The following is a 24,626-nucleotide window of genomic DNA, read 5'->3' on the forward strand; positions in this document are numbered from 1 at the left end:
GCCATGGGGCACAGGGTGTGAAGAGGTGGATGCCGAGGAGCCCGCACCTCCACAGCTGCCCAGGAACAGCAGTAGCGCGAACAGGATGAACAGCCCTCCGCCACCCACAACCACGGTGGCGGGAGTGTTGAGTCGGCGAGTGTGGGGACGGACGTAGGAACCGTTACTGCGGTAGTGCCCGCGAACGTGGGTGGAGTGGCCTGCCGAGGTCTGCTGCGAGACGTGGGTGTTGGTCGATTTCCTGGTGCGGCGGGTGTGGGGACGGACGTAGGAACCGTTGCGACGGTAGTGCCCACGGACGTGTGACATGAGGGACTCCTCGGGCTGGGTCACGGGCGGGTTGGGCGGCGCGGTGCTGGCACGGCGCGGAGGAGGTGCCATAGCGGGGTGGGACCGGTGGCCCACTTGGCGAGCACGTGTCGGTCGACGAGATGTAGGCGTTGTGAGCGTGCGAAGTCGCGGGCGTTGGAAGTGAAGCGTCCGTTGGTGACAAGAACGATCACGTCGCCGTGGTGGACGGGGCGGCCGGTGCCGTTGAGAACGTGCAGGTCGCGGACGCCGACCGCGGCTCCGTGCAGCCCTGCCTTTCGGTGCTTGCACTGGATGACCCAGCGGCGGCCGCAGGGGTCAGTGGCCTTCACGTCGGCGCCGTTGTCCCCGGCTCCGCCGACCTGGACGGCGTTGGCGCAGCCGTCGCGACGCATCAGGTCCCGTATCGCGTACTCGAAGTCACGGTGATGCAGCCCGTCGATCTGTCCGATGGCATATCCGGGCACGTTCTCTGGTACTGCCGAAGGACGGCCCCCACGCCCCTGCCACTGCCGGCGCACCGATAATGCCGCTGCCACAGTGGCCAGGAGCAGCAGCACGAAGATTCCGGGGTGTTCGGCCAGCCAGCGCATGACGCCGATGAACAGAGACCAGACCACCGCCAGCATGAGGAGCGAGAACCCCGCTCGTTCCCAACGACCTCCCTGCCCGCCGACCCGCTTGGGAGTCCGACGGCGCGGTGGTGTGCGGCGGCGTGCCGGCGGACGGGCGCTCACCGTTGAAGGCGCTTCGAATCGGCGGCCTCCGCCGGCCGGCTGGGTAACTGCTCCTGGCCCCGTGCAGAGTTCCCCGCGCCGAACGTGATGGATGCCGAGGAGACAGCCGCTGGGGTGGCGGAGTTGGGGATGCGTGCCTGCTGGCCGGAGTTGGAGCCGGGGCTCGGGCGCTTGAGCACTCTGGTCTCGTCCACCTGGATGTCGTGCCTGTCAGTGGGCACTGCCCCACCTTCCCTCTCGCCGTGCCGCCCCCTTCCCGAGACGACCAATCCATGAAAGCAGTAGCCACTGACAATCCGTCATCTCAAGATCACTAACTGTTCGCATGCGGTCGAGGGCTGCCCACGCACCGCCATGTCCCGGCGCCCCGAGGGGCATGGGAGCGACGGATGAGTCGGCCTGTACACCGGGTTCATCCACCGCCCCCGCCGGGCCCGTTTTCAAGCCGGGCCGTACAAGCCCTGAGCTGGGGCGACGCCCTCAGAGCGGACCGCAGCCGATCACACACACCCACCCCAATTCGCCCCCGATTCGCCCCGGCCAGCCACCGGCGGCGGACGCTCCGAAGACCGTCGGACCATGGGCTCGCAGGGGTCCTCCCTCACGAGGGCCTCGATCCATCAAGCCGAGGAGACTTGGCCCGACCTCTTGCATGCCATGCAATCCAGCCCTCAGCGGGGCAAGCCGAATCAGCCGCCTGACCTGCACGAACCATCCTCCGACATCCTCCGACATCCACAGCCGTCCACAGCCGTTCGCGCCCGTTGTCACTCAGATAGTCACTCACCCCGCGCCCTCCCTCATGTGGGCCAGCCTCGGTTCAGAGCAGAGACCGGGGCCGAGATGACATCATTCGAAGGGTGCGGTCCTCCGCGATTTCAGCAACACCCCGGGCCCAACGACACGACCGAAAGTCCGCTGCAAAACGGCTCCGCACCCAGCCGCCACTGTCCAGCCTCACCTGCGGCTTATCTCTGGGGTGTGTCGTCATCGCCCCTGCGAGGAGTGTTCCGCGCCGGCCGGACTCGCGCGCCGTGCCGCTGTGGTGGTCCCCGCGCGAGCGAGGGTGTTCCGTCGGTCAGCGCCGGCCGCCATGGCGATGTCGCGCAGGGGCGTCCGTCGCAGCGCCAGCGCCAGCGCCACGAACGCCTCGGCGAGGACTGAGGCGTGGGCGTCCTCGGCGACCCGCAGCATCTCCCCGCCTACCGGACCACGAACTCGTCACCACCTCGGCCGTCCACCCCGGCGTCGTACGGCCGTAAACCACTGGGACGGCCGTCGTCGTGCTCGGCTGGGTCTCAGTCAACGTCGAGGGCTGGCCGGCACTGGCCCTGTACCCGTCGACGCATCTACTGGACTGCCGGAACCGCCTGCACCACGAACTCGGAAGACTCCCGGCGAGACCTCCTCCGACCGACTTCGGATATCGCCGAAACCCCGTGGCCAAGCTGTCCGGTCTGTCCAGCGCACGTCTCCAAGGAATGCACCAGATGCTCGGGCTCCGGTCAGGTCGGCGCCGATCAGGTCGGCGCCGGTCAGGTGGGCTCCGGTCAGGTCGGCGCCGGTCAGGATGGCGTGAGTCAGGTCGGCGCCGGTCAAGTCGGCGCCCCTCAGATCGGCATCGACGAAGCGGGCGTTGACTAGGTGAGCACGCTCCAGGGTGACGCGGCGCAAGTGGGCCTCGGTCAGGCGAGCGCCATTCAGGGTGGCGCGGGTCAGGTCGGCGCGAACCAAGGTGGCGCGAGTCAAATCGGCTTCATTCAGGATGGCGTAGGTCAGGTCGGCGTCGAGCAAGTTGGCGTGGACCAGGCTGGCCTCAGTCAGGTTGGCGCGACGTAGGCGGGCCTCGGTGAGTTTGGCGAACATCAAGCAGGCGTGAACCAACCTGGCACCGGCGATGTCGGCGCCGGTCAGATCGGCGCCGGTCAGATCGGCGCCGGCCAGGTCGGCGTCGACCAGGTCGGCTTCAGACAGGTCGGCGCGGGCCAGGTTGACGCCGACCAGCTCTGCGCCAGCCGAGCCAGCTAGGAGAGCAACAAGTCGGCGTCGGCGTACCTCTCCGAGCCGTGCACCCTCGCCGATCACATCCTTGAGCATCTTGGCGGCGGTCCTTCTCGGCCCCTGCCGCGCCTGAGGAACTGCCCGATCGAGCAGGTCGCGCAATACCTCGTCAAGCGGCCTATTCTCCACGGTTGCTCCCGAGCCGGGCGTTGGACGGCGGGTACGCGCGCTGGCAGAAGGGGCACAGGCTTCCAGTCGGCATGCAGATCAAGGTGCTGATCAGGTCCAGCGCACCGGCTTCGGCCCGTCGTAGTACCTCGCTCGTCCCATGGTGCTGCATTTCGCGCGCTTTTGAGAGAGTAGAGACATACTGCCGCCAACAATCCTCAGCCCGGTCCCAGTGCTCCTGATGCCACCGGCAGAGTTCGTCGATAGTCCTGCGGTCACGATCGGTGGCTTCCTTGTGCACGTCATGCAACGAGCGCAGGAGGTTCACCCCCCGCCGCTCGACGACCGGTCAGCCCGGTCTCGAAGCTCGGCAAGGATGTCTGCCAGGTCCTGGTTGCGATGGGCCTCGATCTGACCGGCCACAATGTAGCCGACCAGCCCACCGATGAGGGCTGGGAGCAGAGCCCAACCGGCCACGGAGAGAGGCCAAGCGCACCAGGCCGGGTCGACCTCGGCCGGGGACGTGATGCCCACCAGCACGGTGTACGCCTTCACCCAGCCGACCAGTAGGCCGTTGAGAACGAACAGGCCGCCAACAGCCCCGAGAACTGGGGCTGCCCGAATGAGTAACCACCGCGGGAGACGAGGCAGCGCATCGCGAGACGCCCACCACAGCCGTATCCGCCCTATCACTCCAGGCGGGGGCGGGGAGGAATCGCAGATGAGACCACACAATCACCGTAGCGGCACGCGCGGTCACGAGTGGGTGGTTCCAGGAAATCTGGACAGGGGCCACGGAGGGGGCTGCGGACGCAGTGCTCACCGCCTTGTCGCGATGACGTTCTCCGGCTCATCCAGCCAGACCCGGTGCTCGCCGTCAGGTTGGACCGTGAGCCCATACCGGTCGACACTCGGCTCCCCGAGCCCGGTCCACCACGTGTACGTCTCCACGAGCTCGTCCCACAGCGCGCGTTCGCCGGCCTGGCGGACGACGACCTCGTCATCGCCGCGGCGCACCGCGGCCGTCCAGCCAGGCGTAGTGCGGCTGTAGAGCCACTGAGTGTGCCCGTCCACGTGCTCCTGCACGGCGTGGATGGCCCCGCGGATCCGCAGGCCGGCGATGAACGGGAACGGGTGCCAGGGTCCGTGCTGCGGCCACACCTCCGTGCTGAAATCCCTGAAGGGCAGGCCCTTCGGAGACGGCGCACGCTCCGCCCGCTGGGTCCGGAGCTTCATGAACCGCACCAGGCTGAGGAACCGGCCTGACGCGGTGCCGTCCGGGTGAACCGTCAGGCGCAGCAGAGCGTCGCTCTGCACGTACGGGGTGCCGTAAGGCAGGAGGATAGCGCCGCCGGGCCGCACCTGGGCCAGCCAGGCCGCCGGGATGTGTCGGACGCCGGCGGTGACGATCAGCCGGTCGAAGGGGGCGGCGTCCGGGACGCCGAGCACGCCGTCGCCAGCGACGACTCGCGGCCGTAATCCGGCCTCGGCCAGCGCCCGTTCGGCGGCGGCCGCCACCCCGGGGTCGACTTCGACGGTCACCACGTTCGCGTCGCCCAGGCGGTGGGCGAGCAGGGCCGCGCTCCACCCGGTCCCGGTGCCGACCTCGAGCACGTGCATCCCCGGCTCAACGTCCAGCAGATCGAGCATCCGCGCCACCAGGCCGGGTTCCGATGCCGAGCTCGTCGGGTCTTGCCCCGGTTCCGGGCCGCGGTGCGCGCCGTCGTCCCACTGGGTGATCACCGGGCCGTCGCCCTCCGCGATCCGCAGCCACGCCGCCGGGTCCACCGGGCGGTCGACCGCCCGGCCGGCACCGGTATCGGCGGCGAACGGCCAGACCTGATCCGGCAGGAACGCGGCGCGCGGCACAGCCCTGAACACCTCGCGCCACGCGGGCGCGGCGGAGGCAGGCACTACGCCGGGTCTCGACAGCAGCGGGTTCACTCCGTGTCCTCGTCGTCGTCCTTGGGCCGACGATGCGCTCCCCCGCCCTGTGGCGATCCGCTGTCCGGGTAGGTGTCGCTCGGCGCTTCCCACTCGGCCCCCGGCAACTTGCTGCTGCTGCCCGTCGGCTTGTCGTCGCGGTGCTGCCCCGCCATGCCTGCCTCCCCTGTGCGCAACGCGGTTGCGTGCTCGCGCACCGTACTCGGCGCGCGGAGGGGCGCGGTAGGGCGCGCTTCTCACCAGTAGGCGCCGCACGTGCCGGGTTCAACGGTGACGCCGCAGGATGACCGGGCAGTTCGAGCGCATGCTCCCGGCGGTCGTCAGCTGCCCTGATCGCCGCCCATCCGGCGGCGGGCGTGGATCTGCCAGTCCCGTACCCGGGGTTCGCGGGCCCACGGGGTAAGGGCGGTGTGGATGTCTTCAACGTATTCACGGGCCCGGTCGGAAGCGACACCGGACAGGATGTCCACCGCGCGGCGCCCGACGGCCAGCCCTTGGTCCAGCTCGCGAGCCTGGAGATGGGCAGTGGCGGTAACGGACAGTCGTAGGCCGACGGCCCGGGTGTGGCCGGCAGGCATAGCGCACTGGGCATCCCAGCCGGCCGCGATGTGCAGTTTCCCGAGGTCGCGGTAGATCTCCACGGCGTCGGACGCCATGCGGGCCGGACCGAAGTAGTCGATGTAGGTGGGTGCTTCGGTGTCCCGGGCGGCATCCAGCAACTGTTCGCAGCCGGACAGGGCCCGAGCCGCCGAACGTCCGTCGCCGGTGCGGGCGTGGGCGCGGGCCTCGATCAGCCGGGCGAAGGCGAGCACTTTGGGAGTGGAGGAGCGGCCGGCGCGTTCGACCGCCCCCTGCGCCATGTCGATCGCCTGCGACGGGTAGCCGCGTCGCATCGTCTGCAACGCCATGGTGGCCAGGACGTAGCAGCCCAACTCGGTATCTCCACCGGCCCTGGCCAGGCTCAACGCCTGGATGAAGTGCCGTTGCGCGAGGTCGTGCCGGCCACCGTCGAACGCGGCCCAGCCCGCCAGGCGGGACAACTCGGCGGCGGCGGAGTAGAGGCCGGCACCGATGTCCTCGGTGTAGCTACCGGTGAGCAGCGGGGCGGCGTGGGTGGTCAGAACGTCGATGATCTGGCTGGTGCGCCAGGTCCCCCCGCCGTAGCGGGCATCCCACTTGCGGGCCTGCTCAGCGGCGGTCCACAGCTCGACGAGACCCTGCCGCCACTGGACGAGCCGGCGCCGGCCACCGTCACCGCGGCGTTCTTCACCCACCACCTCAGGCACCTGGCCGAGTTCGGCAGCGACGCGCACCTCACCGGCGACGGCGGCGACACCCTGCTCACCCCGCCGCTTGCCAACCTCGCCGACCTCGCCCGCCGCCACCCCGCCCGCGCCGCCCGCCAAGCGACCGGCTGGGCCACGCTGCTGCGCACCAGCCCCGCCCACCTGCTCCACGACCTGGCCGCCAGCCGCACCATCACGAGGCCCGGGGCCCTGCGCCGTGCCGCGACCGAGCTCACCGGCGGCCGCCGCCCGCGGACTTCCCTCACCGGCTGGATCCCCGCCGGCCCGGCACCGGCCTGCGCCGCGAAGGAGACGGCCGAACTGGTCGCCGCCAGCCTCACCACCTCGGCCGCCGCAGACCACCAGCCCGACCCCGGCCACGCCGCCACCTGGTTGATGCTGGAACAGATCCGGGAGGTCGCACGCACCGCGGCCGCCGACGCCCAACTCGCCCACGCCGCCGCTGGCGTCCGGCTGCACAACCCGTTCCTCGACCCGGCGGTGGTGGCCGCCGTTCTGTCCGCCCCGGCCCACACCTACGCCAGCCCTCACACCTACAAGCCGCTCCTCACCGCCCTCCCGGGCCTGCTGCCTCCGATCATCGCCGGCCACACGACCAAGGGCGACTCCACGAGCGACCATATCCGCGGCCTGCGCGCCAACCTGCCGACGCTCCTCGACCTCGTCGACGGCGAGCTCGCCACCCTCGGCCTGATCGAGCCGGCCGCCCTCGAGGAGACGCTGGGCCGGGCCGCCGCCGGCATCCCCGGCCACGCCGACCAGATCGAGCCCGTCCTCGCCCACGAGCTGTGGCTACGCTCCCTCACCACGGCCCCGCCCACCACCTGGCAGCCGCGTCCCCCGAGCCGGTGTTCAAGCGGAGCCCGATGGGGCGGCGGGGCCGGATGGTAGGTTCGTGCGCCGGCATGTGATCGGCGGAATTGCGAGGGCGATCGGACGGGAGCGGCCGAGTCCGTGAGGGCGGGGTGCCTGGTGTCATCGTCCATAGGCCGTCGCTGGCCAGGGTTGACGTGGCGTGGCTGCTCGTTTCGGCGGCCGTCGGTGCGGCGACGGGCTGAGCTGCGGCGCGGCGACCTCCGGAGGCCGGATTCCCCGTCTCACATCGCCGAGGCCGCCGCTCGTCGAACGGATCCGACGTGACTGGGTGTTGACGGCTTCACAGTCGCGTTGAACGAAGTAGTGCGCCGGCGCGGGGCGTTGGCCGAACGGGGACGGGGTTATGAGGCCACTGCGGGATCAGGATCCGCGCGAGGTCGGCGGGTACCGGCTGCTGGGGACGCTGGGCACCGGGGGGATGGGGACCGTCTATCTGGCGCGCTCGCAGCGCGGCCGGCTGGTCGCCGTGAAGTTGGTGCGACCCGACCTGGCCGGCAACCAGCTGCTCCAGGAGCGGCTGGAGCGGGAGATCCGCTCGGCGATGCGGGTGGAGGGCGACTGGGTCGCGGCCGTCCGGGCCCATGACGTCGAGGCCGCCACGCCGTGGGTGGTGAGCGAGTACGTTCCCGGCCTGCCGCTCGACAGCCTGCTGACGAAGCTCGGGCACGGGCTGGCCGAGCATCATCTCTTCGCGCTGGCCAACGGGTTGGGGCAGGCGCTCCTGGCCGTGCATGCCGCGGGACTCGTGCACCGCGACCTGAAGCCGTCCAACGTGATGATCACCGTCGAGGGACCTCGGGTCATCGACTTCGGCATCGCCTACGCCGTCGAGTCGGCCGAGCGGCGGCTCACCAGAACGGGGGTGGCCGTCGGCACGCCCGCCTTCATGTCGCCCGAGCAGTTCGAGACCCCCACGGCCCTGACCCCGGCCAGCGACGTCTTCGCGCTGGGGTCCGTCCTCACCTACGCCGCCACCGGGGCCACGCCCTTCGGCCCGCTGGACAGCGACCTGTACGCGCTGATGCTGGAGATCACCCGCGGCGCCCCGCGTCTGGGCGAACTGCCGGACGAGATACGCCCGCTGATCGCCGCGTGCCTGGCGCGGGACCCGGCCGACCGGCCGAGCCCGGAAGAGATACTCACCACCACCTTCGACTACCTGAAGGCGCAGCCGCCGGGGCCCTGGCTGCCACCCTCGGCCCTGCGGGCGGTCGAGGAACACGACGCCGCGGTACGGGCGTTCGTCGCCGACGCGGAGGCGGGAACCCCGGTCTCCCCACCGCCCTCACCTCCCGCACCCGCCACTCCTTACGCGCCCACGGCGGACGGGGCTCGAACGGTCTCCGCCCTTCCCACCGCCCCGGTCGGGCTGTCGCCCGCCGGCTTCGGCCCACCCTCACCCGCGGCGTCGGCGGAGCCCTCGTCACTCGTGGCCACCCGCCGGGTGCGGCTGCTCGTGCTCGCCGTGTTCATCCTGGTGATCGCTGTCGGGGCGCTGGTCCGTGGCCTGATCACCGGGAACGGGGACGACGGACGGACCGGGGCGGGAACTCCGACGGACCCGGACGACGGGCCGACCGAGGATGCGCCCGGGGAGGCGCCGGCTGGGCCGAACACCGAGGAGTACGTGGGCGACTGGCAGGGCACCGCCTCCTGGGACTACGGCGACGAGTACGACAACTGGTCGGTGCGCGTCCACGTGGAGCCCGACCTCGACGGAGGGCCGGCGGGCACCGTCCGGCTCCTGGCCACCGACGTGCTGTGCGAGATGTCCATCATGGAATCGTCCTGGGACCCCGACGACAACGACGGGCGGGGAGCGTGGCGCTTCACGCCCGAGGTGGCCCGCATGGTTCCGGAGGACGCGCCGGAGGACTCCTGCCCGGGCGAACAGGGCCTGGCGGCCGCGGCGGACGGAACGATGTACTGGTGGATCCCGGCCACCGGCGGAGGCGTCACCCTGGAGTCGACGTGGGCGCCGCAGAACATCGACTTCCCGCCGATCAACGGCCAGTGGGAGGTGCCACAGCAGGATCTGGCCGGCCTGCTCGACGTTCCCGGTGAACCGGACGGCGATCCCTACCAGATGACCGTCACCGGCGGTGGCCTCGGCGCCGCCGTCGTCTCACTCCAGCCACCGGCCTCCTCCCCCTACTCCGGCTGTTCGTGGGAGGCGTACCTGGCCACTGTGGGCTCCATCCAGAACATCCTGCTCAGCCCGTTCGTGGAGTCCCGGTGGAGTGAGAACTGCGGCATCCGGCCCGCCCAGGTCGGCTACGCCGCGTACCCGCAGGACGACACGCTCGTCTTCGAGGCGCTCAACGTCGACCCTGGCCTTTTCTTCACCGCACGCCGCGGCGCCTGACGAGGCGCCACCCACGAGGTGCGGGCGGGCTGGTCCGTGTCGAAACACCTGGGGCTGCGAGGATGACGGATCCGTGTCCACGGCGGCGAAACGGCTCGGCGCTCGACGCCCGTGACGGCACTCTGCCGCCCGAGCCCAGTTACCCGCGATCCGGACGAAGGGGGAAAGACGCTCTCGTGGTGACAGACGCCGAGTGGACTCGGATTCGGAGGGGGCTGCGCTACGGGCAGGTTCTCGAGGGCACCGTCGTGAAGGTTCCTCGGCCCGGTGCGATCGGGATCTTCGTGGACGTCGGCCTGAGCGTCGAAGGCTTCGTCGATGTCCTGTTGCTCCCAGAGCAGAGCGATGGCTGGCCTGCGGAAGGCACCGTCGCCGATTTCGAGATCTGGTGGGCCGACAGCCGGCAGCAGATCCGACTGAAGCCGTCAGACTCTCGCTATCTGCGGAACGACTTCCTGGACTTCGTGGCACGTTGTCGTCCCCATTGGTCATCCGAGGTCGGCCAACCCGTTCGTGATCCCGGGCCTCCCCCCACAACGAACTGCGGGTCGCTTCGGCCTGACGGACCGCCCGCCAAGTCGCCGTGAGATCTGGTGAGATGGCCGACCATCATGGCGCGAGCCAGTGTCGCGACCGGAGTTGACCACAGGTTCGGTGTCGATCGACCAACGTGCTGCTGGCCTCGGCGGGCGGGAGGCCGTCCCGCCTGCTCGGCATGTCCCGCAGCAGCCCCAGGCACTCGGGAACGAAGTCGCCGCGCGGCAGGGGGCGTTGGGCCAGAGTGTCGAAGTAGGCGGCGAACCGGGCGTCGAACCTGGCCTGGTGTTCGGCCAGGCGCTCACGGATACCGACTGTGGTCGGGGCGATCACCGGGCGTGGTACCAGCGCGCGGCGCGTGATCACGCGAGGGAGTCCAGGAAGCCCAGCAGGGCCGCGTTGACCTCGGTGGGGCGTTCCTGTTGGGTCCAGTGCCCGCAGCCGGGCAGGATGATCGAGCGGCGGAGGTCGGGAACGTGGGGCGAGTGGCCGGCGACGAGTTCGGCGCCGCCGGGCAGGGCCGTGGCGAGGTCCCGGTCGCCGACCACGTAGAGCGCCGGGACGCGGACGACGTGCTCCGGCCAGGCGCGGGTGAGGGCCCAGTTGCGATCCATGTTGCGGAACCAGTTGAGGCCGCCCGTGAAGCCCTCCGGGCCGAAGTCCTCGGCGTAGACGTCCACGTCGGCGGCGGTGAGCCAGTCGGGAAGGGCCAGCGGCTCGGGCCAGATGTCCAGCAGCCCGCCACCCTCGGGGACGATCGGGCTCCAGGGGAAGGCCTCGCCCGAGGCTCCCCACAGGGCGCGGCGGATGGTCGTCCATGGGTCGCGGGTCAACTCGTTGTCGGCCAGGCCCGGGTGCTGGACGTAGGCGGTGTAGTGGCGGGGGCCGGCCGCCGCACGAAGCGCCGCGATGGGAGGTCTTGAGGGGCGTGGCCCGAGGGGGGTGCCGAGGGAGACCACGCCCCGGACGCGGTCGGGCCGCAGCAGCGCGGCGTACCAGGCGACGGAACCGCCCCAGTCGTGCCCGACCACCACGGCCCGTTCCGTGTCGAGGGCGTCGAGCAGCGCCAGCACGTCGCCGACGGTGTGCAGGATCGTGTAGTCGCCGACGTCGGCCGGCCGTTCGGTGCGGCCGTAGCCGCGTTGGTCGAGGGCGACCGCGTGGTAGCCGGCCACGGCGAGGGCGGTGAGCTGGTGGCGCCAGGAGTACCAGGACTCGGGGAACCCGTGCAGGAGGACGACCAGCGGGCCGGCGCCGGCCTCGGCGATGTGCGTGCGCAGCCCGCCCGCCTGGACGTACCGGTGGGTGATCTCGATCATGACGACCACGCTAGGAACGATCAGGACCGGGGCCCATGTCCCGGCGGCTCGTCCGCATCGCCGATCATCTCACCATGGACGTACTGGCCGACATGATGGTGGCGGACCGCATCGGCGGCGTGGTGACGGTCGCGTTCAGCGCGGCCGGCTCCTGGGGCGTCCGCAGCGCCCCGGCCCCCACCGCCGCCTTCCACGCCGTGACGCACGGCAGTTGCTGGCTGCGGCGGCCCGACGCGGAGCCCGTCCGGCTCGTCGCCGGTGACGTGGCGTTCCTGCCGCTGGGTGGCGGCCACGGGATGACCGGCGAGCGGCACGGCGTCCCGGTGCCGCAGGAGCGGCTGTTCACGGCGCGGGCCGAGGATTCGCCGCACCGGGTCGCGTTGCCGGGGGACGGCCCGGCCACCCGGCTGCTGTGCGTCGGCTACCGGTACGCGGCACACGCCGCCCACCCGGCGCGTACGCTCCTGCCGCCGCTCGTGCACATCCCCGCCGCCCGCGGGGATGTGGCGGCGCTCGACGTCCGGGCCACCCTCGGCACGCTGGGCTCGGAGGCCCGCCGCACCGCGCCGGGCGCGCGGACGATCACGGGCCGGCTGACCGACGTGCTCCTGGTGCAGGTGCTGCGGGCCTGGCTGGGTGTCGCCGAGGACGCCGACGCCGAGACGGCACGCGCGGTCGCGGCGCGCGGGGTACGCGACCCGGAGATCGCCCGGGCCCTCGCCGCCCTGCACCGGGAGCCGGCGCGGGAGTGGACGGTCGCCGGGCTCGCCGAAGCCGTCGGCCTCTCCCGCGCCACGCTCTCCCGCCGGTTCCGCCAGGCGGTGGGCGAGCCGCCGCTCGCCCACCTCACCCGTCGGCGGATCGACCTGGCCGCCCGCCGTCTGCGGGACACCGACGACCCGCTGCACGTCATCGCCCAACACGTCGGTTATTCCTCGGAGTTCACGCTCTCGCGGGCCTTCACCCGGGTTCGCGGCGTCACACCGACCGCGTACCGCTCGCACGGCCACGGCGGGTGACCGCTTCGGTCGTCGGCCGGCGTTCGGGGAGGAGCAGGGCGAGGAGGGCGGCCAGGGAGCAGACGGTCATGCCGAGGAACAGCGGCACGGCCGAGTGTTCACCGGCGATGCCCATGAGAGGGGCGACGGCGGCGCCGAGGAGGCTCTGGAGGGCGCCGAGCACGGCGGAGCCGGTGCCCGCGGCGTAGGGCACGCGCGCCAGGGCGAGCGCGGTGGCGGTGGTGAAGACCTGGCCGAGGCCGAGGAATCCGATGCCGACCAGGCTGAGGGCCCATGCCCGGTTGAGCTGCCCGGCGAGGGTGACGAGCAGGGCGAGGGCGCTGGACCCGAAGAGCAGAACGAGCCCCAGGCGCAACAGGGTTCCCGCGCTGAAGCGGCCCACCAGGCGGGCGGCCGCCGCGCTGGAGAGGGTCGCTGTGAGAGCGCCGAAGGAGAAGACGACGGACGCCTCCCCGACGCCGAAGCCGAGGACGTTCTGCAGCAGGAAGGGGGAGGCGGCGATGTAGCAGAACAGGGTGGCGCTGGCGAAGCAGAAGGCGAGGGTGTGGCCGAGGTAGCCGCGGTCGGTCAGCACGGAGGCAGCGGCTGCGGCGGTGCTGCCGAGGCCGCCGGTGTGCCGGCGGTCCGCGGTCAGGCTCTCCGGGACCACGAGCAGTGAGATCAGGAACATGAGCGCGGACGCGCCGGTCAGTACCCAGAAGACGGCGCGCCAACCCCCCGGGCCGCCGACCACCGCGCCGCCGACCAGCGGGGCCACGATGGGGGCGACACCGCCCAGGGCCATGAGCATGCCGAAGATCCGGGCCGCCGCCGCGCCGGTCGCCAGGTCGGACACCACGGCCCGGCCGACGACGAGGCCGGCGGCTCCGCCGAATCCCGCCAGGAACCGCAGCCCGACGAGGAGTTCGAGCGAGGGCGCGATCGCGCAGAGCGCGGTGACGAGGGTACAGAGGCCGGTTCCGACCAGGATCGGTCTCCGGCGCCCGTACCGGTCGGAGAGTGGCCCGAGCACCAGTTGGCCTGCCGCCAGCCCGAAGAGGAAGGCGGTGAGGGTGAGTTGGGCGCCGGCGGCGTCAGTGGACAGGTCTCGGGCCAGCGCCGGCAAGCCCGGCAGGTACATGTCCGTGGACAGCGGAGTGACGAACGACAGCAGGGCGAGGGTCGCGACGAGACCGCTCGACAGGAACCGGCTGGGGGCCTTCGACGCGGGACGATCGGCGCGCCGTATCGGGGCATGAGGGGGCAACGCCGCTCCTGAGGGGATGACGAGCAAGTTGGCTATAGTTATATAACTATAGGAGTTGGCGAGGCTAGGATGATCCCGTGAGCGAGGGCAGTGTCGTACCCGGCGACGAGGGACTGTTGCGCGAGGCCAGAACGCTGACGCCGGTGCTCTACACACTCGCCCGCGTCCTGCGGCTGCGCGGCGTCGCGGAGGCCGGCCTGTTCCAGCTGCCGCCCTCGGAGCTGGAAGTCCTGCGCTACGTCCTGGCGTCACCCGGCACCGGAACCGGCACCCTCGCCCGCGAACTCGGGCTGCACGCGAGCAATGTCAGCACCACCGTGCGGAGCCTGGTCGCCCAAGGGCTGATCCGCCGCGAACCCGACCCACACGACCGCAGGGCCGTGCGCCTCCTCCCCACCACCGACGCGATGCACGGCATGGCCCGGATCGAGGACGCCTGGGCACAGCTCTTCGCCGACGCCCTGGCCACGCTGCCGCCCCACGAGCGCGCCGCCCTCGCCGACGCCACGCCCGCCCTCCGCTCCCTCGGCCTCGCGCTGCGGAACCACCGGGACACCGACTCCGTATGAACCAGGCCTGGCGACAGTGCGTTTCGGCGCCCGAGGAGGAGCGATGAACGCCCGATTCCCGGCATCCGGAGCGCCGGCCCTCAGCGGGATCGTCCTCGCGCTCGCCGCCCTGGCCGGCTGTTCCACCGCACCGGCTGCCCCGGCCGGCCGCGGCGTACCCGCCTGGAGAACGGACGCCACGCCGGCGAGCGTCAGCGAGCAACTCGGCGTGCCGATCCCCGCCGCGGCGACCGACCGGCGTGCCGCCTACCAGGACGGCTTTCAGGACGATGCCCTGCTCCTGGCGTTCCTGCTGCCCTCCACCGAGTTGGACAGTTTTCTCCTGACGCTGGCCCCGGAGGTCGAGCTGAACCAGCGGGACGAGCCGCGTCTCCCGTCCTCCACGCCCATGGCCCCCTTCGCGCACCTCGGCCTTCCGGAGCCGGAGGCCCTGCCCGACGTGCGGGAAGGCCAGGTGTGCGCACCGTGCGAAGGCCAACTCGACTTCCTGGACGTCGCGGTGCACCCGCTCGACGACCGCACCAGCCGCGTCTATCTCAGGGGAGTCGACTGACGGCCGAAGACGTCGATGACCATGCCGCGATCGAGAATGATGTCGATGACGTCGTACAGGGTGCCGGTGCGCGGGACACACGCGAGGTCTTCACGGTAGGTGGCGGTGACCGTCATGGGGGCTCCTCTGGGAACGTGCCCGGGGGGTGGGGACCGGCCTGGGCGAGCGCTTGCCGCGGCGGTCGCGCCGCTCCGAGAGGTCTGCCATGACACGAGTCAGCGCAGGGGTGTTGACCCCCCGCCTCAGCTGACGGGCTGTCCGGGCGCCCGGCGGCCGGGTGGTCCACGTTCCGACCCGACCGAGCAGGTCCTTTCTCAGGAAGCGCGCCGGCTCCTGGCCCAGGACGCCAGGGCCGGGGCACTGTCCACGTCGTACGCCACCGTCCGGGACCTGCCCGGTGCCTCCTGTGTCGCCCCGACGGCTTCGGCGAGTGGCGCGGCAGTCCCACCCTGGTCAGCCGGTCGGCGAACGCCAGCGACCCGGAAACCGCCCGCCGCCTGTGGACCGTCTCCGAGGAACTCACCAGCGTCACCTTCCCCGAGCGACCGCGCACCACGACCGCCCGGGCCTGATTCCCGCGCGGCGACAGATATCCAGCGACCGACCGCCACCTGGCACGATGCGCGGGCGCCACATCGGCGCTCACGGTGCCGCCGCGGGGTCGGGCAGGCGTGTGCGGCGGAGGATGAGCATCGCTCCGGCGGCCGAGAGGAGCGCGGCCGCGGGGAAACTGATCCAGAGCCACGGCGTCCCCAGCGGGCTGAGGGTGAGCAGGAGCGGGACGTGGACGGCGAGGACCGACCCGACGGAGATCATGAACGAGGGGCGGGCCCGACCGCGTGCCTGGAAGTAGGTGGCGAGCAGTGCCGTGACCCCGGCGAAGGGGTAGCCGAGCGCGATGAGGCGCAGCACCTCGGCCGTCGTCGAAGCGGCGCTCGGGTCGTCGGTGAAGGTGGCGGCGAGCGGGTCGGCCGCGGCGAGCAGGACGAGACAGGCGACCACCCCGTAGAGGATGGTCGCGCGCAGCGCGAGGACCCGGGTGCGTTCGGCGCGCGGGATCAGGCCGCGGCCGGCGTTGTAGCCGATGAGCGGTTGCATGCCCTGGGCGATGCCGGTCTGCGGCATGAGGACGAAGGTGGTGACGCGGACGGAGGTGGCGTACGCGCTGAGGGCCGCCGGGTCGCCGAGGGCCGCCAGGCGGTTGTTGGCGATGAACATGATGAGGGTGTTGCCCAGGCCGGCGAGGAACGACGGTGCCCCCACGGCCACCAGTTCGCGCAGGGTGGGGCCGTGTGGCCGGAGGTCGGCGAGGGTGATGCGGTAGGGGCGGTCGCGTTGGAGGAAGAAGAACCACAGGCTCATCGCCATGGAGACGGCCTGGCCGCCGACCGTGCCCAGGGCGGCGCCGCGCACTCCCCAGCCGAGGCCGAAGATCAGCAGTGGGTCGAGCACGATCTGGCACAGGACCGGGAGTATCCACAGCAGGGTGGAGAAGCGGAGGCGCCCCTCGGCGCGCACCAGGCTGGAGAAGCCAGTGGCGGTGATGGCGCCGGCGAGCATGATCAGCGCGTAGTCGTGGGCGTGGTCGCGGACGGCGCCCCGGGCGCCGAGCAGGGTGAGGAGCGGGTCGAGCAGGAGCAGGCCGAGGACGGTGATGGCGATCGCCGTCGTCCAGTAGACGAGGAAGGTGTTGCCGGCGGCCCGCGCGGCCTGGCGCGGGTTCCCGGCACCGAGGCTGCGCGAGACCATGGACGCGCCGCCGACGCCGACCGTGGTGGAGACGGCGCCGAGGATCAGCAGCACGGGCGCCACGACGTTCACGGCCACCAGCGCGTCGGGGCCGACGCCTCGGGCGACGAACCAGGCGTTGGTCAGGGCGTAGATGCCGTAGGTGGCGACCGACATGGTGGTGTGGGCGCTGGTGCTCCACAGCAGCCGCCCGACCGGCCGGGTGCCGAGCGCCGCCGTGTGGTCGCGCCGCCCGGCGCGCTGGGCGGGGGATGCCGTGGTGGCCTCTTCGCCCACGCCCATCAGCGGGTCACGGGGCCGCGGCCGAACCGGGTCATCAGCAGGTCGAGTTGTGCGCGGCCGAAGTCGTGGGTCGCCGGGTCCTGGTGGCCGCGGTACGTGGTCTCGACGACCATGATGACGGCGAGGTAGAGGGAGTACAGCCGCCGGCGGACGCGCTGTGACGCGGACAGCTCTGCTGTCCCGTAGCCCCGCATGAAGTCGGTGGGGTCTCCGAAGGCCGGCAGGTCGATGCCGGTGAATCCGGCCTCCATGAGCGGGTCTCCGTAGAGGGCCCGTTCGTGGTCGAGGATCGCGACGATCCGGCCGTCCCTGATCATCGAGTTCTTGGTCCAGAGATCGAGTTCGACGAACCGCGGCTCGGTCACCTCGTCGAGCACACCCGCGTTCTCGGCGAGCACGGCGCGGATGTCGTCATAGCTCCAGCCGATGGCGACGTCGGCCCGCGCACCGTCCCTGAGGGTGTCCTCGATCATGTGGCTGAATGCCGCCCGCCAGGTCGCCGAGCCCGGGCCGGCCAGTGGCCCGAAGTGCGGCCCCACGATCGAGTTGAGCTCCCGGTTGAGCGCGCCCAGCTGCCGTCCGCCGGCGACGACGACCTCGTCGGGGAGGCGTCCCTCCGAGGTGGCGATGCCGAAGTTGTCCGCGTCGACGTACTCCATGAAGAAGTAGTCCGCGTCGACCAGTTCCCGGGAGAGATCGGCGTGGTCGACCCGGGGTATCGGCACCTTGGTGTGGTCGCGGACCAGGGTCATGGCGGCGAGTTCGTTGCGCATCATCTCGTGCTCGCGGGTCAGCACCGCCACGCCGGCGGGTGGCGCGATCTTCAGCACCGACTGCTGTCCGTCGCGAAGCCGGATCCGATAGGCCACGTTGAACCAGCCGTGCGTGAACTCCTCGGCGAAGTCATCGTCCTCGGGTACCTGAGCGCTCCCGTAGGCTCGCTCGATCATCGCTCGCAGGGTCTCGGTCGACTGTCGGTTCTTGGTGATGCTCTCGGTCACGGCTTTCACAGACGTTCCTTCGGGGTGCGGCTCCACGGGTCGGCCCGGCCACGACCTGGCTTCTCTCCCACGGGTGGCCGGACGCGTCACACCGTAGTGCGGGGCGGCACGCCGCAGCTATGGGAGCGTTCCCCTATCGGGCGGGCCAGGTCGGTGCGTTCCACAGCTCTCCCTCAGCAGCACGCGCACCGGCACGTGCAGGTCCTGCCGTGGCAGCCTCGGATCGGCCAGGCACGCGCGCAGGATGTCCACCGCGAGCCGCCCCAGATCCGTCATCGGCTGCTCGACCGTGGTCAGGCGGGGTGAGGAGGTCCGCCCGCCTTCGATGCCGTCGAAGCCGGTGAGCACCACGTCCCCAGGCACGTCGATCCCCTCGGCGTCGAACACGTCCAGGAAGCCCAGGGCCGTCTCGTCGTTCGCGCACACCAGTGCCCCGGGCAGCGGGACGCGACCGCTTCGGTGGTTCGCCACGAGCCGCCGGGCCAACCGGCGCCCCGTCGCCCGGGAGAAGTCACCGCGCAACGCCGGCTCCTGGGGAGCCGGTAGGCCCACCGCCTTCATGGCCACGCGGAAGCCACGGAAGCGGTCGATGTCGTCGAGGGCGTTCGCACGGCCTGCGACATACCGAACGTCGTGGATCCCGTGTGTCCGGACGAGATGCTCGACCAGCGCCTGGACTCCCCTCGCGTTCTCGACGCCGACGTGGTCGTACCCGCCGGCTGGCCGCGGCCCCGCGAGGAGAACGACGGGCAGCCGGTGCGCCACGTGCTCGAGGAGTTCGTCCGGCAGCGTCCCGGCGACCACGATCAGCCCGTCGACCCGCCCCGCCAGGTCACGCACCCGCGCCTCGGCCTGCGGCGGTCGGGCGACCACCACGGTCAACGCGTACCCCGCCAGCCACGCCGCGTACTCGGCCCCGCGGACCACCTCGCCGAAGTACAGGCTGCCCCACGAGGATCCCCCCGGTGCCGTCGCGTCGTCGGTGACCACCTCCACGCCCGAGCCGGTCCGCACCGGTACCCGCACGTCGGCCGCTGGCCCCACATCGGGCAGGCACAGTCCCAGCATCCCGGTCCTGCGGGCCACCAGCCCCCGGGCGGCCCCCGAAGGGACATAGCCAAGCTCTTCGATCGCCCTCTCGACCAACTGCCGGGTAGCGACCGCCACATACCCCGTACCGCTGACCACCCGCGAGACCGTGGACACGGACACGCCGGCACGTCTGGCCACGTCCCGCATGGTGGCGACCCTGACCAGGGAGGCGGCACCGGCGGAGGCGCCATCGGTCGACGGCCGAACCGGTCGGCTCATGACCGTGGCGATTCCCGAACGACCGAAGCCGGGGCCTCGGCCTGCGGACGGCGGGAGGGGTGGGTGGTTTCAGCGGGCTTTCGCGCCTGGAGCACGCCGGAAAGGAGCAGGACCAGGACGCCGGCGGCCGGGACGATGAGGAGGCCGACTCGCAACCCGGCGGCGTCGGCGAGCAGGCCGACCAGCGGTGGCGAGAGCAGGAACCCCAGCCGCATCAGCCAGGAGACGAGGGTCAGACCGGTCCCGGCGCGCAGCCCCGGGAGGTCGTCGGCCTGCTGCATGGCGGCGGGGACGAGGGTGGCCACGCCCAGGCCCGCGGCGGCGAACCCGGCGATGGTGCCGGGGACCGTCGGGAAGGCGAGGGCCAAGCCCATGCCGGCGGCGACGACCATGCCACCGGCTCGGGCGACGGCGCGCTGCCCGAAGCGGTCCACCAGCCGGTCGCCGATCAGCCGGCCGACGAACTGGGCTCCGACCAGGGAGATGTAGCCGGTGGCGGCCAGGGCGCCGGCGGCGTGCAGTTCGGTCGAGAGGTAGAGCGTCGCCCAGGAGCTGCCGGCGTCCTCCACGATCGTGCCGCCGATGGCGATCAGGACCAGCGCCGCGATCACGAGAACGAGCCGGGGCCGGGCGGGCACCGAGGCCTCAGCCGACCTGAGGGGGCCGGGGGCAGGGCCGGTGTCGGGGACGGAATCCGGCTCGTCGTCGCGTCCTGGCAGGCAGAAGCGCAGCGCGATGAGCGAGACCAGGGAGAACAGGGCGGCGGCGACCCCGAGGTGGACGCCGCGCGGCACATCCAGCGCGATCGCGCCTGCGGCCATCGAACCGCCGAGGACGGCGCCGATCGACCAGACGGCGTGGAAGGAGTTGAGGATGGAGCGGCCGTAGCGGCGCTGGACCCGGAGCCCGTGCGCGTTCTGCGCGACATCGGTGATCGCGTCCATCGCCCCGGTGGCGAACAGTACGGCGGCGAACACCGCGGTGGAGGGTCCGAGGGCCGCGCCCAGCACGCCCACGCCCGTCAGACAGGTGCCCACGACCGCCGTCGGGGCCGAACCGAAGCGCCGGATCACCATCGCCGCCGCCAGACCAGCCGAGATGGCCCCCGTGGGGAACGCCGCCACGGTCAGCCCGTAGACGGCGCTGTCCATGCCGAGATCGGCCTTGATCCCCGGGAACCTCGGGACCAGGTTCGCGAACAGCGCCCCGTTCGTCAGGAAGAGCACCGCCACCGCGGCTCGGGCCCGCCGGTCCTCCTGGGTGGGCTGGACATGCACATCGACTCTCACGTGTACGATCGTACGCCGTTGGGCGTACGATCGTACACGTAACATCGAGGGACCACCCCTACGAGCGCTCCAGGTGTGTTGCCTCGGGACGTTGGTGACACGCGTGCCGGGTGCCCCGGCGGCCCTGATCACCTGGGCCGCGATCATCCTGACGAATCGCCGCCTCACCCATGGTGGCCGGTTGTCGCGGTCGGTGTGATTCGCTCACGCCGGCGGCCCGACCATCGGGCCATCTCCCACAGCCGGCCAGTCGCCCCCTGCGCACCTGGACGCGCGCGACTCCGGTCAGCACAGCAGCAGTTCAGCCGACCGGTGTCGTCTGGGCCAGGGCGATGCGCCAGTCGTCGCCCTGGCGGGTCAGGACGTAGGTCATGACACCGACGGAGGGCAGCTGGGAGGATCCCTCCGCCTCGGACCGTTCGTCGTGGACGGTCTTGGTCAGACTGACGACAGCGACGTCCGGGGTGGTGAAACGGATGTCGTCGATCTCCAGCGAGGTCCGGATGTCCCTGAGCGGGGAAGAGAGGGCCTCGGCCATGGCCGAGGCGAACGCCTCACGCCCGAAGAGGCGCCGCCCAGCTATGTTGACGATCACCACGTTCGGGGTGTGCAGCGCGGGCAGCACGTCCGGGTCCAGCTGCGCCTCCTGGGACCGCGCGACCAACTCGCGGATCCGCTGCTTGTCGGCTTCGTCGACGGGGATGGTGAAGTTCGGGGTGTTCATGGGAGGCAACCTAGGACTTCAACTTTCGTTGAAGTCAACTTCTGCCGCAGCCAGGACCTCCCTCGCCATCGGCCCGCTCGGCATCGGCCAGACCCTGATCCATCGCCACCCCCAGCTTCGCGTGCCTACCGGGGAGACCAGCGGGGACCCCTGCCCGCGTCGACCCGGTGACCGGCTACCGCCGCTACGCACCGGAACAGCTGGACCAGGCCCGACTGGTCGCCTGGCTCCGGCGTCTGGGAATGCCCCTGGCCCGCATTCAGCACGTCGGCACGCTGAACGCGGCCGCGGCCGCGGCAGCCCAGGAGGTCCGCGCGTTCTGGGCCGAGGTCGAGGCCGCCACCGCCGCGCGGCGGGACCTGGCCACCTTCCTCATCGACCACCTGTCCCGGAAGGATCCCGCCATGTTCCCCACCGCCAAGCCCTTGGGCATTCGTTACGCCGCTCTGTCCGACACGGGCCTGGCCCGCGAGAGCAACCAGGACACCGCCTACGCCGGACCCCGGCTGCTCGCCGTCGCCGACGGCTGCGGCGGCCCCGACAACGTCAGCTGCGTGGTCGCCGACGTCATGGAACGTCAGCGGTAGGAGCGAGCCGCACGCACTTCGTGTTGCAGCGGATGCGCTCTCGAGAGCGCATCCGCGAAGCGGCCGGGTAGCGGGGCGCGGTCAGCCGCGTGATCGCACGCGATAAACCCGGCGACGTCGGCGATCGTCCCCGGGATAGTGGTCGCCCATGGATGAGGTCAAAGTCGTCGTCGCCCATTCCGAGCGTGCGACTCTGCGCGTCGGTGACGTGTTCCTGAAGGTGGACGCCGATCAGGCGCGCATCGACGTCGAGGTCGAGGCGATGGCCCTCGCGCCGGTCCCGACCCCGGAGGTCCTGTGGCGCAAGCCGCACGTGCTCGCGATCGCCGCACTCCAGGGGACGGTGCTCGGCCGTCTCGGTGAGCCCTCGACCGGGGCGTCGACGGCGTGGGCCGCGGCGGGCGCCGCCATCCGGAAGCTCCACGAAGCGCCGTTGCCGCCCTGGGCCGGCCGACGCCGCCGGAATCCCGACGAGTTGGCGGCGGAACTCGACCGCGAGTGCGAGTCGCTCGTGACGAACGGCGTCCTGCCCCCCGACCTGGTCACCCGCAACCGCCAGGTCGCCGAGGCCGCGCTCCGGCCGTGGACTCCGGCGTTCACGCACGGCGACCTGCAGATCGCGCACGTCTTCGTCGACGGCGACGAGGTCACCGGCATCATCGACTGGTCCGAGGCGGGCCGGGGTGACGCCCTGTCCGACCTCGCTACCCTGACGCTCGGACACGAGGAGCACCTCGACGACGTCCTCGCCGGTTACGGCACCGCCGTCGACCTCGACGTGATCCACGCGTGGTGGTCGCTGCGAAGCCTGCTGGGGATTCGCTGGCTGGTCGAGCACGGCTTCGACCCCTTCGCACCGGGTTGTGAGGTCGACGTGCTGAGATCCCGGATGTGAGGCCGTGGGGGCCGGACCGGCCACGTATGCGTTCCGACGCGTCGAGCAGGTCACCCCCTGGGGCGCATCGCCTGCCCTTGCGCTCGACAGCGGGCGGCGGAAGCAGTGCGGCAGCGCGATCGCTCCGTCCACGACCCAGCGGTACACGCCCAGGCCGGAGCCGTGCCCGGTGCCGCGCCGGGCAACCGGCCAAGGAGACACCACAAGCGGCGCCGGCCCACCACCGGCCACCCTGTTACCCCTTCCCAAAGTTGAAGTCTGAACCGGCGCGCACTCGTTACAGCGGTCTCGCCGCGGCATGTACTCCCGCGGCGGTGAGGGACCCGCGTCGCCGGAGGTGGCACCGTCGCGCCAGGGGCGCTAGGAGGGCGCCCCCGCCGGGAAAGCGGTCTGGTCGTCCGTGCGTGCCGGGTCCGGGGCAAGGTCTCGGAGGAGGTCGGGGGAGAAATTGCCGCCGGTCAGGATCGTGGCGAAGGAAGCGACACCGAGGTCGTGGCGCAGCGCGGCGGCGATGCCGACCGCGCCCGAGGGTTCCAGGATGAGGCCCAGGGTGTCCCGCACCAACCGCAGCGCCCGCCGGATGTCCTCCTCCTCGACGAGGACGACCTCGTCGACGACCTCGCGCATCCAGGCCACCGCCGCGGGCACCGGCACCCGTACGGCGATGCCGTCCGCCATGGTGCGCGCCGGCCCCGTGGTCTCGGGCACGCCGGTGCGCCAACTCGTCGCCATGGCGGGGGCGCCCGCCGCGCACACCCCGATGATCCGGGTACGAGGTGAGCGGGCCTTCGTCCAGCAACCGATGCCGCTGACGAGTGCGCCGTTGCCGACCGGGACCACGATGGCGTCGAGACCGAGCGGGCCAGTTCCACGGCGATGGTGCCGGCTCCCTCCGCGATGAGCGGCTCGTCGCCGTCCTCCACGAAGACGCACTCCTCGCGGGTGTCGGCGTACGCCCGGGCCGCGTCCTTGGCGGCGTCGAAGTCGGTGCCCGACAGCACGACTTCGGCACCCAGTTCCCGCATCCGCGCCACCTTGTTGGGGTTGGCGTCCTGGGCGGCGAACACCGTCACCGGGATACCGCGGGCCCGCCCGACATACGCCATCGCCTGGCCGAAGTTGCCGGCCGAGGCGCAGACGACATGACGCGCGACCGCCGCCCGCCGCAGGAAGAGGTCCACTCCGCGGCCCTTGAAGGACCGGAGCGGGTTCAACGTCTCCACCTTGACCACGGTGTCCCGGCCGAGTGCGCGGGAGAGCGAGGGGTCGGAGAACTGGGGGGTGTGGAGGAAGGCGGGGTCGATGAGACGGGCGGCCTCGTCGATGCCGTCAGGAGACAAACGCGTTACGGTCATGACTCATCCTAGGTCGGCACTCGGCACTCGGCGCTCGCCGTACGGGAGGCGGCGTGCGGGAGGCGGGGTTCCAGAGGCTCGCGGTGAAGGGCCCGGCTACGCCCGAGTACCAGGTCCCCGGTGCTGCCGGGCGCGGTCTACCCGGATGTGGGCGACCGGACGTCGCACCAGGGAGACCGGAGCACCCGTGGCGCGGCGTCGCGCCCGAGGAGATGGCCCGCGCCTCCCTCGTCGGTCAGCCCCTGCACCAGTCGAGCCCGATCGTGGCCTCCTTCCTGCTGCTGGTGGGCCTGGCCAGGGTCGACCTCGGGGAACACCAACGGCGAACCATCTGGCGCGCGGTCCTCGTCGGCCTGGTCATGCTCGCGGTCGGCGGCCTCACCCTCGCCTTCCCCCTCTGACGCTACGGTGCGCCGAAGTCCTCGACGAGCGGTACGCGGTCTCCGGCGCCCAGCCGGTCGAGACGTTCCAGCAGGCCCTCAC

Annotated in this window: 23 protein-coding genes and 4 pseudogenes; 10 read left to right on the forward strand and 17 right to left on the reverse strand. The window is 71.6% G+C overall.

Translation table 11 applies throughout. The annotated features are described in order from the left end of the window. Positions 1-329: 329 nt before the first annotated feature. The 7 genes from ACYVPE_RS00640 to ACYVPE_RS00670 all read right to left on the reverse strand — a co-directional run bounded on the left by ACYVPE_RS00640 (position 330) and on the right by ACYVPE_RS00670 (position 6,199). The gene (locus tag ACYVPE_RS00640; protein WP_461031316.1) at positions 330-938 is read right to left on the reverse strand and encodes a restriction endonuclease; all 609 of its coding nucleotides are present in this window, start codon (positions 936-938) and stop codon (positions 330-332) included. 1,095 nt (positions 939-2,033) lie between these two features. Beyond that, positions 2,034-2,240: a hypothetical protein gene (locus ACYVPE_RS00645; protein WP_461031317.1), complete on the reverse strand. Its 207-nt coding sequence runs from the start codon at positions 2,238-2,240 to the stop codon at positions 2,034-2,036. A 108-nt stretch (positions 2,241-2,348) separates the two neighbouring features. Beyond that, the gene (locus ACYVPE_RS00650) at positions 2,349-3,143 is read right to left on the reverse strand and encodes a pentapeptide repeat-containing protein (RefSeq protein WP_461031318.1); all 795 of its coding nucleotides are present in this window, start codon (positions 3,141-3,143) and stop codon (positions 2,349-2,351) included. A gap of 396 nt (positions 3,144-3,539) precedes the next feature. Next, complete coding sequence (locus ACYVPE_RS00655; RefSeq protein ID WP_461031319.1) at positions 3,540-3,908, reverse strand: DUF6313 family protein; 369 nt, start codon at positions 3,906-3,908, stop codon at positions 3,540-3,542. 126 nt (positions 3,909-4,034) lie between these two features. Beyond that, positions 4,035-5,084, reverse strand: coding sequence for a methyltransferase domain-containing protein (locus tag ACYVPE_RS00660; RefSeq protein ID WP_461031320.1), 1,050 nt, complete (start codon positions 5,082-5,084; stop codon positions 4,035-4,037). A gap of 71 nt (positions 5,085-5,155) precedes the next feature. Continuing rightward, on the reverse strand, positions 5,156-5,314 hold the full coding sequence (locus tag ACYVPE_RS00665; protein WP_461031321.1) for a hypothetical protein: 159 nt from the start codon (positions 5,312-5,314) through the stop codon (positions 5,156-5,158). Between the two features lie 165 nt (positions 5,315-5,479). Next, positions 5,480-6,199 carry a hypothetical protein gene (locus ACYVPE_RS00670; RefSeq protein ID WP_461031322.1) on the reverse strand — a complete coding sequence of 240 codons (720 nt, stop codon included), beginning with the start codon at positions 6,197-6,199 and terminating at the stop codon, positions 5,480-5,482. Between the two features lie 69 nt (positions 6,200-6,268). Between ACYVPE_RS00670 and ACYVPE_RS00675 the strand changes: the two genes are divergently transcribed. From ACYVPE_RS00675 to ACYVPE_RS00685, 3 genes are all read left to right on the forward strand, one after another. Continuing rightward, positions 6,269-7,357, forward strand: coding sequence for an asparagine synthase-related protein (locus ACYVPE_RS00675; RefSeq protein WP_461031323.1), 1,089 nt, complete (start codon positions 6,269-6,271; stop codon positions 7,355-7,357). A gap of 328 nt (positions 7,358-7,685) precedes the next feature. Beyond that, the gene (locus ACYVPE_RS00680) at positions 7,686-9,707 is read left to right on the forward strand and encodes a serine/threonine-protein kinase (RefSeq protein ID WP_461031324.1); all 2,022 of its coding nucleotides are present in this window, start codon (positions 7,686-7,688) and stop codon (positions 9,705-9,707) included. 179 nt (positions 9,708-9,886) lie between these two features. Next, the gene (locus tag ACYVPE_RS00685) at positions 9,887-10,294 is read left to right on the forward strand and encodes a hypothetical protein (protein WP_461031325.1); all 408 of its coding nucleotides are present in this window, start codon (positions 9,887-9,889) and stop codon (positions 10,292-10,294) included. A 22-nt stretch (positions 10,295-10,316) separates the two neighbouring features. Here ACYVPE_RS00685 and ACYVPE_RS00690 read toward each other — a convergent pair whose 3' ends face one another. Together ACYVPE_RS00690 and ACYVPE_RS00695 are read right to left on the reverse strand one after the other, a co-directional pair. Beyond that, on the reverse strand, positions 10,317-10,610 hold the full coding sequence (locus tag ACYVPE_RS00690) for a hypothetical protein (RefSeq protein ID WP_461031326.1): 294 nt from the start codon (positions 10,608-10,610) through the stop codon (positions 10,317-10,319). Next, positions 10,607-11,563 (reverse strand): alpha/beta fold hydrolase, encoded by a 957-nt coding sequence (locus ACYVPE_RS00695; protein WP_461031327.1) that lies wholly within the window; start codon positions 11,561-11,563, stop codon positions 10,607-10,609. Before ACYVPE_RS00695 ends, ACYVPE_RS00690 begins: the two co-directional genes overlap by 4 nt. A 35-nt stretch (positions 11,564-11,598) precedes the next feature. Here ACYVPE_RS00695 and ACYVPE_RS00700 point away from each other — a divergent pair, with 35 nt between their 5' ends. Then, the gene (locus tag ACYVPE_RS00700; protein WP_461031328.1) at positions 11,599-12,582 is read left to right on the forward strand and encodes an AraC family transcriptional regulator; all 984 of its coding nucleotides are present in this window, start codon (positions 11,599-11,601) and stop codon (positions 12,580-12,582) included. Here the strand turns inward: ACYVPE_RS00700 and ACYVPE_RS00705 are convergent. Further along, a complete protein-coding gene (locus ACYVPE_RS00705) occupies positions 12,542-13,828 on the reverse strand; it encodes a multidrug effflux MFS transporter (protein WP_461031329.1) in 1,287 nt (428 codons plus the stop codon). The genes ACYVPE_RS00700 and ACYVPE_RS00705 overlap by 41 nt on opposite strands. Before the next feature lie 77 nt (positions 13,829-13,905). Between ACYVPE_RS00705 and ACYVPE_RS00710 the strand changes: the two genes are divergently transcribed. Continuing rightward, complete coding sequence (locus ACYVPE_RS00710; RefSeq protein WP_461031330.1) at positions 13,906-14,397, forward strand: MarR family winged helix-turn-helix transcriptional regulator; 492 nt, start codon at positions 13,906-13,908, stop codon at positions 14,395-14,397. 43 nt (positions 14,398-14,440) lie between these two features. Next, complete coding sequence (locus ACYVPE_RS00715) at positions 14,441-14,950, forward strand: hypothetical protein (RefSeq protein ID WP_461031331.1); 510 nt, start codon at positions 14,441-14,443, stop codon at positions 14,948-14,950. On the opposite strand, the pseudogene ACYVPE_RS00720 reads toward ACYVPE_RS00715, so the two are convergent. Further along, positions 14,944-15,066, reverse strand: a pseudogene (locus ACYVPE_RS00720) (gas vesicle protein); the annotation flags it as partial. The gene ACYVPE_RS00715 and the pseudogene ACYVPE_RS00720 sit on opposite strands and share 7 nt — an antisense overlap. 211 nt (positions 15,067-15,277) lie before the next feature. On the opposite strand from ACYVPE_RS00720, the pseudogene ACYVPE_RS00725 reads away from it, so the two are divergent. Continuing rightward, positions 15,278-15,522, forward strand: a pseudogene (locus ACYVPE_RS00725) (oxidoreductase); the annotation flags it as partial. 70 nt (positions 15,523-15,592) lie between these two features. Here ACYVPE_RS00725 and ACYVPE_RS00730 read toward each other — a convergent pair. From ACYVPE_RS00730 to ACYVPE_RS00750, 5 genes are all read right to left on the reverse strand, one after another. Beyond that, the gene (locus tag ACYVPE_RS00730; RefSeq protein ID WP_461031332.1) at positions 15,593-16,975 is read right to left on the reverse strand and encodes an MATE family efflux transporter; all 1,383 of its coding nucleotides are present in this window, start codon (positions 16,973-16,975) and stop codon (positions 15,593-15,595) included. 5 nt (positions 16,976-16,980) lie between these two features. Next, positions 16,981-17,982: a phosphotransferase family protein gene (locus ACYVPE_RS00735; RefSeq protein ID WP_461031333.1), complete on the reverse strand. Its 1,002-nt coding sequence runs from the start codon at positions 17,980-17,982 to the stop codon at positions 16,981-16,983. A gap of 117 nt (positions 17,983-18,099) precedes the next feature. Further along, positions 18,100-19,293 (reverse strand): LacI family DNA-binding transcriptional regulator, encoded by a 1,194-nt coding sequence (locus ACYVPE_RS00740; protein WP_461031334.1) that lies wholly within the window; start codon positions 19,291-19,293, stop codon positions 18,100-18,102. Continuing rightward, the gene (locus ACYVPE_RS00745) at positions 19,290-20,582 is read right to left on the reverse strand and encodes an MFS transporter (RefSeq protein ID WP_461031335.1); all 1,293 of its coding nucleotides are present in this window, start codon (positions 20,580-20,582) and stop codon (positions 19,290-19,292) included. Before ACYVPE_RS00745 ends, ACYVPE_RS00740 begins: the two co-directional genes overlap by 4 nt. 301 nt (positions 20,583-20,883) lie before the next feature. Further along, positions 20,884-21,306, reverse strand: a complete 423-nt coding sequence (locus ACYVPE_RS00750; protein WP_461031336.1) for an SgcJ/EcaC family oxidoreductase — start codon at positions 21,304-21,306, stop codon at positions 20,884-20,886. A gap of 101 nt (positions 21,307-21,407) precedes the next feature. On the opposite strand from ACYVPE_RS00750, the pseudogene ACYVPE_RS00755 reads away from it, so the two are divergent. Next, positions 21,408-21,839 (forward strand): annotated as a pseudogene (locus tag ACYVPE_RS00755) (MerR family transcriptional regulator); the annotation flags it as partial. A gap of 202 nt (positions 21,840-22,041) precedes the next feature. Next, positions 22,042-22,788 carry a phosphotransferase gene (locus tag ACYVPE_RS00760; protein ID WP_461031337.1) on the forward strand — a complete coding sequence of 249 codons (747 nt, stop codon included), beginning with the start codon at positions 22,042-22,044 and terminating at the stop codon, positions 22,786-22,788. A gap of 360 nt (positions 22,789-23,148) precedes the next feature. Here ACYVPE_RS00760 and ACYVPE_RS00765 read toward each other — a convergent pair. Further along, a pseudogene (locus ACYVPE_RS00765) lies at positions 23,149-24,143 on the reverse strand (threonine ammonia-lyase). A 212-nt stretch (positions 24,144-24,355) separates the two neighbouring features. Between ACYVPE_RS00765 and ACYVPE_RS00770 the strand changes: the two are divergent. Then, positions 24,356-24,544, forward strand: a complete 189-nt coding sequence (locus tag ACYVPE_RS00770) for a hypothetical protein (RefSeq protein WP_461031338.1) — start codon at positions 24,356-24,358, stop codon at positions 24,542-24,544. The last annotated feature ends 82 nt before the right edge of the window (positions 24,545-24,626 follow it).

The organism is Streptomyces mayteni, assembly GCF_054783955.1.